Source organism: Kribbella sp. NPDC055110, assembly GCF_053607525.1.
Genome location: NZ_JBSGTS010000009.1, coordinates 45,521 through 60,888 on the forward strand (window position 1 = coordinate 45,521; position 15,368 = coordinate 60,888).

The following is a 15,368-nucleotide window of genomic DNA, read 5'->3' on the forward strand; positions in this document are numbered from 1 at the left end:
GGTGTGTTGATGCGGTTGCTGTCCGTGCCGAATCTGCGCTGGGTGGTGCGCCATCGGGCGTGGACGCCGTACTACCTGAAGCGCTACTGGCGGTTCGCCTGGTTCCGGCTGCGGCACCCGCACGTGATCACCCAGGGTTTCGTGTTCCTCGGCAAGCACCTGGAGATCGTGGCCCGGCCCGGACACGGGCGGATCGTGCTCGGCAAATGGGTGCACCTCGGCGACGAGACCCGGCTGCGCGCGCACGAGGGCACGCTGCGGATCGGCGACAAGGTGGTGTTCGCCCGCGACGTCACGGTGAACTGCTACCTGGACATCGAGATCGGCGCGTCGACCCTGATCGCGGACTGGACCTACATCTGCGACTTCGACCACAAGACCGAGGACCTCGACCTGCCGATCAAGGACCAGGGCCTGGTCAAGTCCCCGGTCCGGATCGGCCCGGACTGCTGGCTGGCCACGAAGGTCACGGTCACCCGGGGCGCCGACATCGGCCGCGGCGTGGTGATCGGCGCCAACAGCGTTGCCCGCGGCAACATCCCGGCGTACTCGATCGCGGCCGGCGTACCGGCGAAGGTCCTCGGTGACCGCACGACTCGGTACGCCGCCAGCGCCGAACGCCGCAAGTACCTGGCCGGACTGGCTGCCGCGAACACCCGGACCGCCGGCCTGCTGCGGGCCGGCGAAACCCCGGTTGCGCCGTCCCCGAGCGTGGCGCCGGGGGATGCGGGTGGTGATGAGGTAGAAGCAGATGGTGAAAAAGAGAGCGTGAGGGGTTCTCAAGTTACTCACCAGTCGGGCACTATGGCCCCCACATCCGGTCGGACGCCCACGACCTGATGAGCAGCTGCTGAGCATCGGAGAGGAGAAGTAGCGTGGCTGACCAGGCTGCGATCGAGCCGGCCGACCAGGCTGCCCGGTCGCTGCTCGACCAGGCCGCGGCCGACAACTCGATCACGCAGGCGAGGACCCGCGCGGTCGACCCGGTGCCGATCGTCGCCGAGCCGATGGTCGCCGGCAGCGCTACGTTGGAACCAGTGCTTGAAACGAACGAGTCAGACATGGGCGTGAATACCAGCGTGAACCCGGAAGCACAGGCAGTGGACGGCGCAGTAGATGGCACAGCAGACGGCACAGTTGACCGCACAGTGGACGGCAGTACGGCAGCGGCACCGGTTGCGGGCGCGCGCCGCCGGTTGTCGCCACGCCCGGTCCCGGTCAGCCGGCGGAGGAGACCGCCGGCCGCCGCAGTGGCCACGGACGAGGAACGGACCCCGGCTGAGGAGATGGACGACGTGGGTACGCACGACGAGAAGGCTGAGTTGAACCCGGCCGCCGAAGCCGGCAAGGCCGGCGCGAAGCCGGGCACCGCAACCGAGTCCGGCGCCGTGACTGGTGCAGGGGCCGGCGCGGGCGGTTCGGGTACGGCGACCGTGACGAAGACTGCGCGGCCGAAGACGGCGGCGGAGATCGTGGCGGAGCAGCGGGCCCGCGAGAAGGCGGCGGCCGAGGCCCCGGCAGCGGACGCGGCCGGCTCGGAGGATGCTGTTGCTTCTGGCAAGGAGCCGGTTGCGGCGGCCACTGGTGCGACTGCCGCGGCGGCCAAGCCGCCCGCGAAGCCGACCGGTGCCTCGGGCAACAAACCGGCGAAGAGCGGCTCCTCGGCATCCGGCGTGGGCAAGCAGGCGCTGACCTCGGTCGGCTCCGGCGTCCGGAAGCTGCGCAACCTGATCGCGTCGCTGATCTGGCTGATCGCGGTCCTCGCGGCCGCGGTGCTCGCGCTCGGTGCGCTGTTCACCGCGCTCGACCAGACCAACCAGAGCAACGAGATCGTGCGCTGGATCCTCGAACGCGGTCACGACCTGGTCGGCCCGTTCAAGGACCTGTTCCGGCTGGAGACCGCGAAGAACACCCTCCTGGTGAACTGGGGGATCGCGGCCCTGGTCTACCTGATCGCCGGCAAGATCGTCGAGCGGATCATCCGCCCGTAGGCGTTGCCACGAGCACGAGATCGAGAGATTCGTCCAGGTTTCCTGGGCGGATCTCGAAGTCGGCGTACGTCGTACTGCGCACGAGTCCGGCCAGGTTGTCGTCCCACTGGTCGTGCTCGGCGCCGAGCTGTGCGTCGACACAGGACCCGTACTGCGTCTCCCAAGACGTGAGCCGTACGCCGTGGTGGAGGCCGAGCGCCTGCGTGATCTCGAAGTGCGGCTCGAGCAGTTCGATGAACTCGGCGGCGGTGAGTTCGCGCGTGTGGTACCAGTTCCCGCTCGGGAAGGTCAGGCGGTTCGGCGTACTGAGGACCAAGGTTCCGCCGGGCGCGAGAATGCGCGCGCACTCGGCGACGAACCGCGGCTGCTCCCAGAGGTGCTCGATCGTCTGCAGCGACGTCACGGTCTCGAAAGCGTTGTCCGCAAAGGGTGTCTGCACGAGATTGCCGCGCGCGACATTGACCTGTGGATAAGCGCGGCGGACGTGCCGCAACGTCGTATCTTCATAGTCGAGACCGGTCGCCGGGTTCGCTCCGGCGAGCCGGAGCTGTTCCGCGCCGTAGCCCTCGCCGCAGCCGGCGTCGAGGAACCGGCCGGTCCCGATCGGCAGATGGGCCGTGATCCAGCGATAGGCGGCATCATGACGCGCGAACCAATAGTTCTCGTGCCAGATCCCGGGCGCGGTCCTCTCGCCGGTCAGCGGTAACGTCTCGATCACCTGAGTCAGACTAGTCGTCTACGAGACTGTGATGGGACTCGCACCAGAGTTATGTTTCTCGCGAGTAACATCCGTGGCAGGCTGGCAGAGACCGTTAACCAGAAGGGGTCCCACACGCTATGAAGATCGTCGTCTGCGCGAAGTTCGTGCCGGATGCCACCGCGGACCGCCGCTTCCGCTCGGAGGACAACACGGTGGACCGTGCGGGTGTCGACGGGCTGCTGTCCGAGCTGGACGAGTATGCCGTCGAGACCGCTCTCACCGTCAAGGAGGCCGGGGACGCCGAAGTGACGGTGTTGACCGTCGGTCCGGAGCAGGCCGCGGACGCGGTGAAGAAGGGTCTGCAGATGGGCGCCGACGCCGGTGTCCACGTTCTCGACGACGCGATCCACGGTTCGGACGCGGTCGCGACGTCGCTGATCCTGTCCAAGGCGCTGGCCAAGCTGGAAGCCGACCTGGTCGTGTTCGGCATGGGTTCGACCGACGGCGGTATGGGTGTTGTTCCGGCGATGGTGTCGGAGCGGCTCGGGCTGCCGGCGGTGACGCTGGGGTCGGAGGTGACGGTCGACGGGCAGACTGTGCGGATCCGCCGTGACGGCGACACCGCGAGCGAGACCATCGAAGGCACGCTGCCGCTGGTGCTGTCGGTGTCGGACCAGGCGAACGAGCCGCGGTACCCGTCGTTCAAGGGGATCATGGCCGCGAAGAAGAAGCCGGTCGAGACCTGGTCGCTGGCCGACCTCGAGCTGACCCCGGAGCAGGTGGGTGGCTCGGGCGCCTGGACCGAGGTGGTCGAGGTGACCGCCCGTCCGCCGCGCAGCGCCGGCACGATCGTCACTGACGAGGACGGTAGCGGTGCCGCCGGACTCGTCGAGTTCCTGTCCACGAACAAGTTCCTCTGAGGGGTGCGGGTCTAGTTATGTCGAACGTTCTGGTTCTTGTCGACCACGCCGCGGGCACGGTCCGTAAGACGACCGCCGAGCTCCTCACGATCGCCCGCCGCCTCGGCGAGCCGGTCGCGGTGTTCATCGGTGAGGGTGTTTCGGACGCGCTGCCGGCCCTGGGGCAGTACGGCGCGACGAAGGTGATCGCGTTGTCGAACCCGGAGCTCACACAGTTCCTGGTGGCGCCCAAGGCCGAGGCGCTGGCGCAGGTCGCGGCGAAGATCGAGCCGTCGGCGATCCTGATCTCGTCGAACGCCGAGGGCAAGGAGATCGCGGCCCGGCTCGCGGTCAAGCTGGACTCCGGCCTGATCACCGACGCCGTCGACGTGGTCGCTGGCGACGGCGGCCCTGTCACCACGCAGTCGGTGTTCGCTGGCAACTTCACCGTGCAGGCGAAGGTCACACACGGCACGCCGATCATCACGGTGAAGCCGAACGCCGCCACTCCCGAGGCCGCTGAGACCTCGCCGGAGGTGGAGGAGTTCGACGTCACGATCTCCGACGCGGCCAAGACGGCGCGGATCACGGACTCCAAGCCCCGCGAGGCGACGGGTCGCCCGGAGCTGACCGAGGCCGCGATCATCGTGTCCGGTGGCCGCGGTACGGGCGGTAACTTCGGCCCGATCGAGGCGTTCGCCGACTCCCTCGGCGCCGCGGTGGGCGCATCCCGTGCGGCGGTGGACTCGGGTTGGTACCCGCACGCCTACCAGGTCGGCCAGACCGGCAAGACCGTGTCCCCCCAGCTGTACGTCGCCGCCGGCATCTCCGGCGCCATCCAGCACCGCGCCGGCATGCAGACCTCGAAGACCATCGTCGCAGTCAACAAGGACCCCGAGGCCCCAATCTTCGAACTGGTCGACTTCGGCGTAGTAGGCGACCTCCACAAGGTCCTCCCCACCGCCACCGAAGAAGTAACCAAACGCAAGTCCTGACCACAGCGACACCCAGCACCACCGACAGCCCGGCCCGGAACCCCGAGCCGGGCTGCCACATTCCTGGAGGGGAGATCCGGCTCTTCTGCTCGATGTGTGGGCGGTGACTGGTGCGCGGAGGGCGGGGTCGGGGCTGGCGGGGGCTTGAACAGGTTGCTGGGTGTCTTCAGCCGTGAGTTCGTGTCGGTGGCTACCGGTTCCTGTCTCCGGACCGTCGTCGCGGCATGGTTGTCGGCCGGGCGGTTCGCCTACGCGGCGTGGAGCCGGGTGCGGGGGATCGATGCTCGATCCGGGGTGCCTGGGAGCGGGGAAACAAATGTGCGTGTTGTGACGATTTCTTTCCCCGCCACGACACCTCACACTCCCGAGAGCTCCGGGGCACCGGGGCATTGGGGGGATTGGGGGACTGGGGAGGATGTTCTGCCCTGATCGGGCAGGGTTCCTCCCCGCTCACCTGAGTCTCGCTCCACGCCACGCCCGGTAACCCGCTCGGACGCCGTGGTGGTGAAGGGGGCGGGGGCGGCACCGGCTCAGACACCGCCGGGAGCCACGCTCCGCAGGACGGCACGGCCAATCGATGACCCCACACATGCGTCACAAGAGCCGGATATCCCATCGAGTGATGGGGCGCGGCGGGTGCTGGAGGGGACGACGGGGCGTGGCGGATCGGCTGATGCGGAGCGGACCCGGTGACGCCGGTGGATCGGCTTACTCAGGTGGTCAGTTGGTGGCGGATCGTGGTGAGGTCGTCGGTGATGGCGGTCTTTCGGGCGTCGGTGTTCTTGAGGTAGTTCGCGAGTGCGGTGGTGGCTGTTGCGCAGCGTTCGTTGAGGTTGGCGACTTCCCCGGCGGCTCTGGTCTTGTCGGCGTCGATGGCGCGTCGCAGCTTCAGGTAGCTGTTGAGGCCGAAGGCCATCACGGCGAGGCCGACGACGATCCAGAACCAGTGCAGGAGCAGGCCGAGCCCGATCGCCACCACCGCGCCGCCCGCCAGCAGCACGATCGGAGTGGCGCGCTGTCCGGTGGTCATCACGCCGGCGGTCGCGGTGAGCGATGACGTCGCCTTACCGAGTTCGAGCTGGTCGGGTCCGTCGGCGCGGATGGTGATCGTGTGTGCGCCGCTGTCGATGGAGACCTCCGACGGGCCCGGGAGCTCGGCCGTCTGCGCCACGGTCTCGACCGCGGGCAGCACCAACGGGCCGACGACGCGTAGGGCGGCGGCCGCCAGGTGCGGGTCGGCGGACAGGCCGAGGTCCTCGGTGAGCAGCGCGTCGACCGTGCCGACCGAGTCGTCGAGCGTCTGAGCGGCCGACTCGGCAGCCCCGGTCACCCGTGCACGCAGTACGGCGATGCGGGCCAGCGTCTCGCGCTCCGGCGCGCTGCCTTCGGAGATCAGCAGTCGCAGCATGGCCGCCGCACTGTCCTCAGCCGGCTCGTCGTCAGCGTCGCGACGGGACGACTTGCGGTCGTCGGGGGTGCTGTCGGTCTTGCGGGTCTCGGGGTAGTTCAGGTCGGGGTCGGGCTCGCGGGCCTCGGTGTTGCCGAGGATCGTCTCGACGGCGTCGCGGATCCGGCTCAAGCGGTTCGCTGCGTCGTCCTGCTGCTCGGTCGCCTTGAGACGTGGACCGCTCGAGCGGCTCGAGCTGCCGCGATTCTCGAGCCGCGACAGCCAAACGCCCTCGGGGGACGGGGCGGACTGCAGCCGCTTCACCACCAGCTCGAGGCCGTCCGCCCCGAAGCCACCACGCGCGGCTGTCGTCCAGAGCACCCGCTGCACCCGGGTGAGCGTCCCGTCCGCAGCCGGTACGCCGAATGCGACGTCGAGCCACTCGTTCTGCACCTGGTGCCGCTGCCCCAGCACCGCCAACGCCAGCGACAGGTAGATCGACGTACGGCGCTGGTCGAGTTCCATCGCCGTACTGATCGCCTGCTCGTCCGGCGTGGAGGCGCGCAGGGAGATCAGCGCTTGCGTGGCGGGGTCCAACCAGTACCGGGCGACGGGCGCGCTGGGCTCCGGTAGGTCGGTGCTGGACGCCATCGCGGAGAGGACCCGGCTGGCGTAGCGGCGGAGCTCGGCGGCGTCGACGAAACCGGCGGTCTCGTGGCGGAGGTCGGAGAGCTCGACAAAGGCGTCGAACGCACGCGACATGCTGTCCACGCGGCTTTGCAAGCTGCCCTGGACCCGGGACAATTGGGACCGGAGACTAGAGGCCTCCTCGCGCGCGTACGACATCTCGCTCTCGAGGTTGGACAGCTGTTGGTTCTGCCTACGTTCGGTCCACCAGTCGCTCATTTCCTGCCTTCCGCTCAACCAGACGTTGCTCTCCGGAAGGATGGCGTGTCAGCGGGTCATCAGGTCCACACGGGCCGCCGGGAGTCGCGTCCGGTGCCGAACTCCGGGTCGCCGCCGGTGACCAGGATCCAGTGCTCGGTGGCGCGGGCGCGGTACAGGCGGATGTCGTCGCGCAGTTCGTCGGCGGTGTACGCGCGCAGCTCTTCGTACCGCGACGAGTAGAGCGTCGCGCACGCCTCCAGCTCGTCGTCCGGGACGAGAGCGGCCTGCGCGCGGAAGTACACGGCCGACGCGCCGCCGATCGGCACGGTCGAGTCGAAGATCGCGATGCTCACGTCCGGCCGCTCGGCGATGCTGCGTGAGTGCAGCGAGTTCGGCGACGACGCCCAGTAGAACGTGTCGTGCCCGTCCGGTGTGAAGTAGACCGGCGTCACCCAGGGCAGCCCGTCACTGCCGACCGTCCCGAGCGCCAGGTACTTGTTGGCTTCGATGACCGCCGCCGCGCGCCGGTCGAGGATCTCCTGTGTCATCACTGCTCCTGATGGGGTACGTCGTACGTCAGGTGGGCGCTTTCGGTGTGCTCGTAGTCTCGCGCGGTGGCTCCCGAGGAGCGGGAACATCCGGGTCGGACATACCCTTGAAACTGTTATGACTCCTCCCGACCGTCGCACGGTGTACCTGGACCACGCGGCGACGACCCCGATGCTCCCCTCCGCGATCGAGGCGATGACCTATCACCTCGCGCGGACCGGTAACGCGTCGTCACTACACGGCTCCGGCCGGTGCGCACGGCGTACGGTCGAGGAAGCCCGCGAGTCGATCGCCGCGGCGCTCGGTGCGCAGCCGAGCGAGATCGTGTTCACCTCCGGCGGCACCGAGGCGGACAACCTCGCGCTGAAGGGCCTGTGGTGGTCCCGGCTGGCCGCCGACCCGCGTCGGCGCCGGATCCTGCTGAGCGGTATCGAGCATCACGCGGTGCTCGACCCGGCGGTCTGGCTCGGTCAGCACGAGCACGCCGAGATCGAGTGGCTCCCGGTCGACGAGCTGGGTCGCGTACGTCCGGACGACGTACGGCGGGCTGTCGAGCGAGACCCGGAGTCCGTGTCGTTCATCACGCTGATGATGGCGAACAACGAGGTCGGCACGCTGCAGCCGGTCGCTGATGTGGCGGCGATCGCGCAGGAGTACGGCGTACCCGTGCACACCGATGCGGTGCAGGCGATCGGGCAGGTGCCGGTGGACTTCGCCGAGCTGGGCGTGGACGCGATGACGGTGTCCGCGCACAAGCTCGGCGGTCCGTACGGGATCGGGGCGCTCGTCGTCCACAAGGAGACGCAGCTGACGCCAATCCTGCACGGCGGCGGGCAGGAGCGCGACGTACGGTCCGGCACTCTCGACGCGCCCGCGACCGCCGGGTTCGCCGTGGCGGCCGAGCACGCGGTGAAGCACCAGGCGGACGAGGCCCGCCGGCTGACGGAACTGCGGGACACCCTGATCAAGGGCATCACCGGCACCGTCGAGGGCGCTCTGTTGTCGGGGGACCCGACGGACCGCTTGCCCGGTAACGCACACTTGTCGTTCAGCGACTGCGAGGGCGACTCGCTGTTGCTGCTGCTCGACGCACGGGGGATCGAGGTCTCGACCGGGTCCGCGTGCAACGCCGGGGTCGCCGAGCCGAGCCACGTGCTGCTGGCGATGGGGTACGACGACCAGCGGGCCCGCGGCTCGCTCCGGTTCACCCTCGGGCACACTTCGACCCAGGCCGATATCGACGCCGTCCTGGACAACATCGGGCCGGTGGTGGAGCGGGCGAAGTCCGCCGGCCTGCAGAACGTGGGAAGGAACAACTGATGCGGGTACTCGCAGCCATGTCCGGCGGAGTGGACTCCGCCGTCGCGGCCGCGCGGATGGCCGAGGCCGGGCACGACGTGACCGGTGTGCACCTGGCGCTCAGCCGCAACCCGCAGTCGTACCGCAGCGGCGCACGCGGCTGCTGCACGATCGAGGACTCCCGCGACGCGCGCCGGGCCGCGGACGTGATCGGCATCCCGTTCTACGTGTGGGACCTGGCCGAGCGGTTCCACGCCGACGTGGTCGAGGACTTCGTCAGCGAGTACGCGGCCGGCCGTACGCCGAACCCGTGTCTGCGCTGCAACGAGAAGGTCAAGTTCAGCGCCGTACTGGAGCGGGCTCTCGCGCTCGGCTTCGACGCGGTCGCGACCGGGCACTACGCGCGGATCGTCGACACATCCGACGGTCGGGAGCTGCACCGAGCCGTTGACCCGGCCAAGGACCAGTCCTACGTGCTCGGCGTACTGACGCAGCAGCAGCTCGCGCATGCGTTCTTCCCGCTCGGCGACACGGTCAAGACCGAGGTGCGCGAGGAGGCCGAGCGGCGTGGCCTGTCGGTCGCGGCCAAGCCGGACAGCCACGACATCTGCTTCATTGCTGACGGCAACACCGCGGGCTTCCTCGGCGCGCAGCTGGGTGAGGCGCCGGGCGACATCATCGATGCGCAGGGCAACAAGCTCGGCGAGCACCAGGGCACGCACGGTTTCACCATCGGCCAGCGCAAGGGCCTGCGGATCGGTACGCCGGCCGCGGACGGCAAGCCACGCTTCGTCCTCGACATCAGCCCGGTCGACCGCACCGTGACCGTCGGCTCCCGCGCGGAGCTGGCTGTCTCGCACCTGACCGCGTCCAAGCCCCGCTGGTGCGGCCCAGCTCCCGCTGCGGAGCTCCAGGTGAAGGCACAGCTCCGTGCGCACGGTGAAGAGGTCGCTGTGACTGCACAGGTCGACGGCGACGAGGTCCAGGTCACCTTCGACGAGCCGACCTCGGCAGTCGCGCCCGGACAGGCAGTGGTGCTGTACGACGGCACGCGCGTGATCGGCTCCGCGACGATCGACACCGTCGAGCGCGTCACCGCTTCCGTATGACGACTGAACTGGATGCCACGCCTCCGGCGCGGCGGGTCATGGGGCCTTGGTCCCCGTCCTTCCCTCGTCGCTTCAGTCGCTACGCTCCCTACGCTCCTCAGTCCAGGACGGGGGCCCCATGACGACGAGTGGCCTGGGCTCGCTCCCTGGTGATGACATCCGCGAGTGGATGCGGGCCGTACTCGAGCTGGTCGACGTCCCGTTCCTGCCGGAGTTGCCGGCGCGTCCGTACGGCGACATGATCAGCCGGACCGTCGCCGTACTGACAGGGCTGGCTGCGGACCTGCAGCCGGTCGGGTGGCGGCTGACCGGTGGTGGGGACTCGCGGGCGAGTCTGGACCAGCGGCGGGCGCGGGCACTGCTGCATGAAGACCTGGACGTGCTGGAGGAGTACGCCGACGGGTATCAGGGACCGCTGAAGGTACAGGTCACCGGCCCGTGGACGCTGGCTGCAGCGGTGGAGCGGCCGCGCGGGGACAAGATGCTGGCGGACCACGGTGCGCGGCGGGACCTGGCGCAGGCCCTGGCGGATGGCGTGCAGCAGCACGTGGCCGACGTACGGAAGCGGGTTCCGGGAGCTGAGGTCGTGCTGCAGGTGGATGAGCCTGGGCTGCCCGCCGTACTCGCGGGAGCCGTGCCAACTGCCTCCGGCTGGAGCAAGCACCGCTCTGTCGACGGGCCTGGTGCTGTGGAGCTCCTCAGCCTGTTCACCACGGGTGCACCCACCATCGTTCACTGCTGCGCGGCTCGTCCGCCGATCGAGGTCTTCTCCAAGTCGGGCGCCACCGGGGTGGCCGTCGACACGGCCCTGCTGAACACGGCGGCCTGGGACCAGATAGCAATCGCCGCCGAGGCGGGCTCCACGCTCTACGCAGGCGTCGTACCCACCACCGGCGCGCTTCCGTCCGCCGAAAAGGCAGCAGACCTGCTCGTACGCCGCTGGCGCGAACTCGGGCTCGACCCGGAACTGCTGAAGAAGGTCGTCATCACGCCCGCGTGCGGGCTGGCATCCGCTCCGTCACCGGCCGATGCCAGAGCGCGGTTGAAGCTCCTGCGCGACATCGTCGACGTGGTCGGCGAAGCTGCCGACGCTTGAGCGAAGCCCTCCCAACCCGCCACCGAAGGCGGCGTTCACCTCGCCGGAAACGTCGGTGGACAGTTGTAAGTTTTCTCCATGGCCACGGAGGAGAAGGCTGAAGCGCCGGCTGAGGTACGGACGCGGCACGCGGAGCTGAGCCAGGAGATCGAGGACCACCGGGCGCGGTATTACCTGGCCAGCCCGATCATCTCGGATGCCGACTTCGACGCGCTGATGCACGAGCTGCAGGGTCTCGAGGAGCAGTATCCGGAGCTCCGGACGCCTGATTCGCCCACCCAGAAGGTCGGCGCGCCGATCTCCACGCTGTTCACGCCGGTCGACCACCCGACGCGGATGGAGAGCCTCGGCAACGCGTTCTCCGCCGAGCAGATGGAGGCCTGGGCGAAGCGGCTCGAGCGCGAGGTCACCGTCCAGCAGATCCACGACAGCGGATTCCTCTGCGAGCTCAAGGTGGACGGCCTCGCCCTCGACCTGGTGTACGAGAACGGCAAGCTGGTCAGCGGCGCCACCCGCGGCGACGGCCGCACCGGCGAGGACGTCACGCCGAACGTCCGGACGATCAAGGGCATCCCGGAGCAGCTGCGCGGCGACGACCTCCCGGCCTTCCTGGAGGTCCGCGGCGAGGTCTACTTCCGGGTCGAGGACTTCGAGGAGCTCAACGCCCAGCTCGTCGAGGCCGGCAAGGACGTGTTCTCCAACCCGCGGAACAGCGCGGCCGGATCGCTGCGCCAGAAGGACCCGCGAGTCTCGGCGGGCCGCCCGCTGCGGTTCGTCGTCCACGGCCTCGGCAAGGTCGAGGGCTACCACGTCGGCCGGCTGTCGGAGGCGTACGACCAGCTGAAGGCCTGGGGCCTGCCGGTCAGCGACCGTGCGCGCCGGGTCGGCACGCTCGACGAGGTCAACGAGTTCATCGCGTACTACGGCGAGAATCGGCACTCGGTGGACCACGAGATCGACGGCGTCGTGGTGAAGGTCGACGAGGTCGATCTGCAGCGCGCGCTCGGGTCGACCTCGAGCGCCCCGCGCTGGGCGATCGCGTACAAGTACCCGCCCGAAGAGGTCAACACCAAGCTGATCGAGATCGAGGTGAACGTCGGCCGCACCGGCCGGGTCACCCCGTTCGCGCACATGGAGCCGGTCCGCGTGGCCGGTTCCACGGTCGAGTACGCCACGCTGCACAACGCCAAGGAGGTCGCCCGCAAGGACGTCCGCCCGGGCGACACCGTCGTACTGCGGAAAGCGGGTGACGTGATCCCCGAGGTCCTCGGACCGGTGGTGGACCTGCGCCCGAAGGGCCTGCCGGCGTGGGAGATGCCGACCAGGTGCCCGTGGTGCGACACGGTGCTGGCGCCGGCCAAGGAGTCCGACGTCGACATCCGCTGCCCGAATTCGCAGTACTGCCAGGGCCAGCTGCGCGAGCGGCTGTTCTACCTGGCCGGCCGGTCTGCGTTCGACATCGAGGGGCTCGGGTTCAAGGCGGCCGACGCGCTCATCCGCGGCGAGCTGATCGCCGACGAGGGCGACCTGTTCGCGCTCACCGAAGAGAAGCTGGCCGCGAGCGAGTTCTTCACCACCAAGGCCGGCGCGCTGTCCGCGAACGCCCGCAAGCTGCTGGCGAACCTCGAGGAGGCGAAGACCAAGCCGCTGTCCCGGGTGCTGGTCGCGCTGTCGATCCGGCACGTCGGGCCGACCGCTGCGGTCGCACTGACCGAGGTGTTCAGGACCATCGAGGACGTACGGGCGGCCACCGAGGAGCAATTGGCCGAGACCGAGGGCGTCGGGCCGACCATCGCGCAGGCGCTGATCGAGTGGTTCCAGGTGCCGTGGCACCAGGCGATCGTGGACAAGTGGCAGGCCTCCGGCGTGGTCATGCGCGAGGAGCGCAGCGGGCCGACGCTGCCGCAGACGCTGACCGGGCTGTCGGTCGTGGTGACCGGGACCGTCGAGGGGTTCAGCCGGGACGAGGCGACCGAGGCGATCGTCGGACGCGGCGGCAAGGTCGCGAGCTCGGTGTCGAAGAAGACGTCCTTCGTGGTGGTCGGCGATTCGCCGGGATCGAAGTACGACAAGGCCGTCCAGCTCGGCGTGCGGATCCTGGACGCGGCCGGGTTCCGGGTGCTGCTCGACGACGGCGCCGAGGCGGCTGCCGCGGTGGCGACCACACCCTCGGCCGACGAGTCGTAACGATTTCGGCAGTCCGCGCACCGGAAGGATCCAGCGGGAACGCTGAGCCGTCCGACTGTTAACTTTGCACGTCGACACCTGGGTCAGAAGGAGCACATATGACGACGCCGCCGCAGGGACCACGGGGTCCTGGGCAGCCGGGGGGCCAGCCAGGCGGGCAGCACGGGGGACAGGGCGGCCAGCCGCCACAGCAGGGTGGTTGGGGACAACAGCCCCCGGGGCAGGGCCAAGGTGGTGGCTGGGGACAGCCGCCGCAGCAGCCCCAGCCGCAGCAGCCTCAGCAGCACGGCCAGCCTCCGCACGGTCAGCCGCCGCAGCAGGGCCAGCCTCCGCACGGTCAGCCGCCGCAGCAGGGTGGCTGGGGACAGCAGCCTGGGCAACCGGGCCAGCCTGGTCAGCACGGTCAGCACGGTCAGCCGGGTCAGCCAGGGCAGCCTGGTCAGCCGCAGCAGGGGCAGCCGCCGGCGGGTGGCTGGGGTCAGCCGCCGCAGCAGGGTGGCGCCTACCAGCAGCAGTCGTGGGGCCAGCGCCGGCAGCAAGGCGGCTGGCACCAGCAGCAGAGCGGTCCCGGCCAGCAGTGGCAGCCGGGCGGTCCGGGCTCCAAGGGCCCGGGTGGCATCAGCAAGGAGAAGCTGCCGCTGGTGATCGGCGGCGGTGTGGTCGGTCTCATTGTGATCGGCCTGCTGGTGTTCCTCGGCATCCGCGCGTTCGGCGGCGGCGACGAGCCCACGACGCAGCCGACGACCACCGAGCAGCCGACCGGTGAGCCCACCGGCAGCCCGACGACCTCCACCTCCGGCGGTCCCGGCCAGAACGGCGAGCTCGGCAACGCGACCGGCCAGGCGAAGGCGGCGACCGAGAAGCTGCAGGGCCTCGGCTTCGGCTGCAGCGACCTGTTCAACACCGGTCAGGGCGCGCACCGCGGCTGCTTCAAGCCGGACGGCCGCAAGGGCGCCGAGGCGATCTTCCAGTTCAGCTCCGACGGCAACATCGTCGCGGTGCGGCTGGAGGCCGAGGACGACGACAACTTCAACAACGCCCAGGTCGCCTTCGACCAGGTGCTGCAGGCGGTCGGCAACGACACCTTCGGCGCCGACCAGGTGAAGAAGGTCCAGGACGCGGTGAAGACCGGTCAGCGTTCCGACGAGGTCGGCACCACCTGGGGCGATTTCCAGCTGAGCAACCAGGGCCAGAGCGTCCGGCTGTCCGGTCACAAGTCCGGCGAGGACTCGCTGGACCTGCCGGACCAGTCGTTCGACACGACCCAGGTGCAGTTGGTGACGGCGCTGAAGGCCAAGGGGTACGTCTGTACGACCTCCTGCAAGAAGGATGTCGGCAAGTACGGGTACCAGCGGGTCTTCTTCTTCGCCAGCAGCGGCAAGGGCATCAAGGACATCGAGATCAGCGCCTCCGGTGAGGCCGAGGACGCCAAGAAGGCGCTGCCGGCTGCGCTCGGTGACGCGTTCGGTGCCCTCAAGGGCGGCAACGTCGCGGCCGTGAAGGCGTACGTCGACGCGCACAACGACGGGAAGTCGTACTCTGCTTATGTAGGCGGCTGGAAGGTCGAGATCACCGGAAACACGTCGGCCAGCTACACGTCGCAGCAGGTCTCGATCCAGTACGAGTCGTTCTACGCCTGATCCGCAGCACAGACGCGGCACAGACGCAGTACGGGAAGCAGCGCAGACGCAGTACGGAAGCAGCACGGAGGACGGATTGAAGTTCCCCCGGGAGAAGCGGGAGTCTCGGACGATGGCCCAGCCACCGCCCGAGGCGGTCCGGCGGGTCGACGGCGGCGGGGCCTGGGGTCCCACCCAGTTCGACCTCCCGGACCGGAACGGCAGCAACAGCCAGGCGATCCTGATCGTCAGCCTGATCGGCGTAGTCGTCCTCCTGATCATCGCCGGCCTCTGGGCCCTCGCCTACTTCCAATTCACCTGAGCCTGACGCTCCGCTCCACCCGAGACACAGCAGAACCCCCGCTCGCAGCAATCCGCCGAGCGGGGGTTTTCGCGCCTCTCGCCCCATGCGTTCCTGCTCCACCCGCAGACGCGAACCCAGGTAAGCCCGCCCGCACCGGCTGGTGGGGTGTTGTGCGGCTGGTGGGTTGTTGTGCGGCTGGTGGGTTGTTGTGCGGCTGGCGGGTTTGCAACCCGCCAGCGGGTGATGCAGCCGCCAGCGGGTGATGCAAGCCGCCAGTGGTGGATCAGCGGGCTACCTCGCGCGAGCGCGTCGACGCCGCCGGATCGGCCAAACCCACCCAGATCT

At 69.3% G+C, this 15,368-nt stretch carries 14 protein-coding genes; 10 read left to right on the top strand and 4 right to left on the bottom strand.

Annotation, left to right across the window (positions count from 1 at the left end):
* Positions 1-9 precede the first annotated feature (9 nt).
* Together ACWF0M_RS16210 and ACWF0M_RS16215 are read left to right on the top strand one after the other, a co-directional pair.
* Entirely contained in the window at positions 10-840 is an 831-nt protein-coding gene (locus ACWF0M_RS16210; protein ID WP_452236460.1) for an acyltransferase, read from the top strand.
* 35 nt (positions 841-875) lie between these two features.
* Positions 876-1,991 carry a hypothetical protein gene (locus ACWF0M_RS16215; RefSeq protein WP_452236461.1) on the top strand — a complete coding sequence of 372 codons (1,116 nt, stop codon included), beginning with the start codon at positions 876-878 and terminating at the stop codon, positions 1,989-1,991.
* On the opposite strand, the gene ACWF0M_RS16220 is transcribed toward ACWF0M_RS16215, so the two are convergent.
* Positions 1,978-2,709, bottom strand: coding sequence for a class I SAM-dependent methyltransferase (locus tag ACWF0M_RS16220; RefSeq protein WP_452236462.1), 732 nt, complete (start codon positions 2,707-2,709; stop codon positions 1,978-1,980). The genes ACWF0M_RS16215 and ACWF0M_RS16220 overlap by 14 nt on opposite strands.
* Positions 2,710-2,828: 119 nt before the next feature.
* Here ACWF0M_RS16220 and ACWF0M_RS16225 point away from each other — a divergent pair, with 119 nt between their 5' ends.
* Both ACWF0M_RS16225 and ACWF0M_RS16230 read left to right on the top strand, forming a co-directional pair.
* Positions 2,829-3,611: an electron transfer flavoprotein subunit beta/FixA family protein gene (locus ACWF0M_RS16225; RefSeq protein WP_452236463.1), complete on the top strand. Its 783-nt coding sequence runs from the start codon at positions 2,829-2,831 to the stop codon at positions 3,609-3,611.
* Positions 3,612-3,628: 17 nt separating this feature from the next.
* On the top strand, positions 3,629-4,585 hold the full coding sequence (locus ACWF0M_RS16230; RefSeq protein ID WP_452236464.1) for an electron transfer flavoprotein subunit alpha/FixB family protein: 957 nt from the start codon (positions 3,629-3,631) through the stop codon (positions 4,583-4,585).
* A gap of 712 nt (positions 4,586-5,297) precedes the next feature.
* Here the strand turns inward: ACWF0M_RS16230 and ACWF0M_RS16235 are convergent.
* Entirely contained in the window at positions 5,298-6,734 is a 1,437-nt protein-coding gene (locus tag ACWF0M_RS16235; RefSeq protein WP_452236465.1) for a hypothetical protein, read from the bottom strand.
* A gap of 203 nt (positions 6,735-6,937) precedes the next feature.
* On the bottom strand, positions 6,938-7,408 hold the full coding sequence (locus ACWF0M_RS16240) for a pyridoxamine 5'-phosphate oxidase family protein (RefSeq protein WP_452236466.1): 471 nt from the start codon (positions 7,406-7,408) through the stop codon (positions 6,938-6,940).
* Positions 7,409-7,526: 118 nt separating this feature from the next.
* On the opposite strand from ACWF0M_RS16240, the gene ACWF0M_RS16245 reads away from it, so the two are divergent.
* The 4 genes from ACWF0M_RS16245 (at position 7,527) to ligA (ending at position 13,100) form a co-directional block, all read left to right on the top strand.
* The gene (locus tag ACWF0M_RS16245) at positions 7,527-8,729 is read left to right on the top strand and encodes a cysteine desulfurase family protein (protein WP_452236467.1); all 1,203 of its coding nucleotides are present in this window, start codon (positions 7,527-7,529) and stop codon (positions 8,727-8,729) included.
* A complete protein-coding gene (gene mnmA / locus ACWF0M_RS16250) occupies positions 8,729-9,817 on the top strand; it encodes a tRNA 2-thiouridine(34) synthase MnmA (protein WP_452236468.1) in 1,089 nt (362 codons plus the stop codon). Before ACWF0M_RS16245 ends, mnmA begins: the two co-directional genes overlap by 1 nt.
* A 118-nt stretch (positions 9,818-9,935) precedes the next feature.
* Positions 9,936-10,913 (top strand): methionine synthase vitamin-B12 independent, encoded by a 978-nt coding sequence (locus ACWF0M_RS16255; protein ID WP_452236469.1) that lies wholly within the window; start codon positions 9,936-9,938, stop codon positions 10,911-10,913.
* 78 nt (positions 10,914-10,991) lie between these two features.
* Positions 10,992-13,100, top strand: coding sequence for an NAD-dependent DNA ligase LigA (gene ligA / locus ACWF0M_RS16260; RefSeq protein ID WP_452236470.1), 2,109 nt, complete (start codon positions 10,992-10,994; stop codon positions 13,098-13,100).
* Positions 13,101-13,183: 83 nt separating this feature from the next.
* On the opposite strand, the gene ACWF0M_RS16265 is transcribed toward ligA, so the two are convergent.
* Positions 13,184-13,651, bottom strand: coding sequence for a hypothetical protein (locus tag ACWF0M_RS16265; protein ID WP_452236471.1), 468 nt, complete (start codon positions 13,649-13,651; stop codon positions 13,184-13,186).
* A gap of 90 nt (positions 13,652-13,741) precedes the next feature.
* Here ACWF0M_RS16265 and ACWF0M_RS16270 point away from each other — a divergent pair, with 90 nt between their 5' ends.
* Both ACWF0M_RS16270 and ACWF0M_RS16275 read left to right on the top strand, forming a co-directional pair.
* Positions 13,742-14,740 carry a hypothetical protein gene (locus ACWF0M_RS16270; protein ID WP_452236472.1) on the top strand — a complete coding sequence of 333 codons (999 nt, stop codon included), beginning with the start codon at positions 13,742-13,744 and terminating at the stop codon, positions 14,738-14,740.
* 112 nt (positions 14,741-14,852) lie between these two features.
* A complete protein-coding gene (locus tag ACWF0M_RS16275; protein WP_452236473.1) occupies positions 14,853-15,041 on the top strand; it encodes a hypothetical protein in 189 nt (62 codons plus the stop codon).
* The last annotated feature ends 327 nt before the right edge of the window (positions 15,042-15,368 follow it).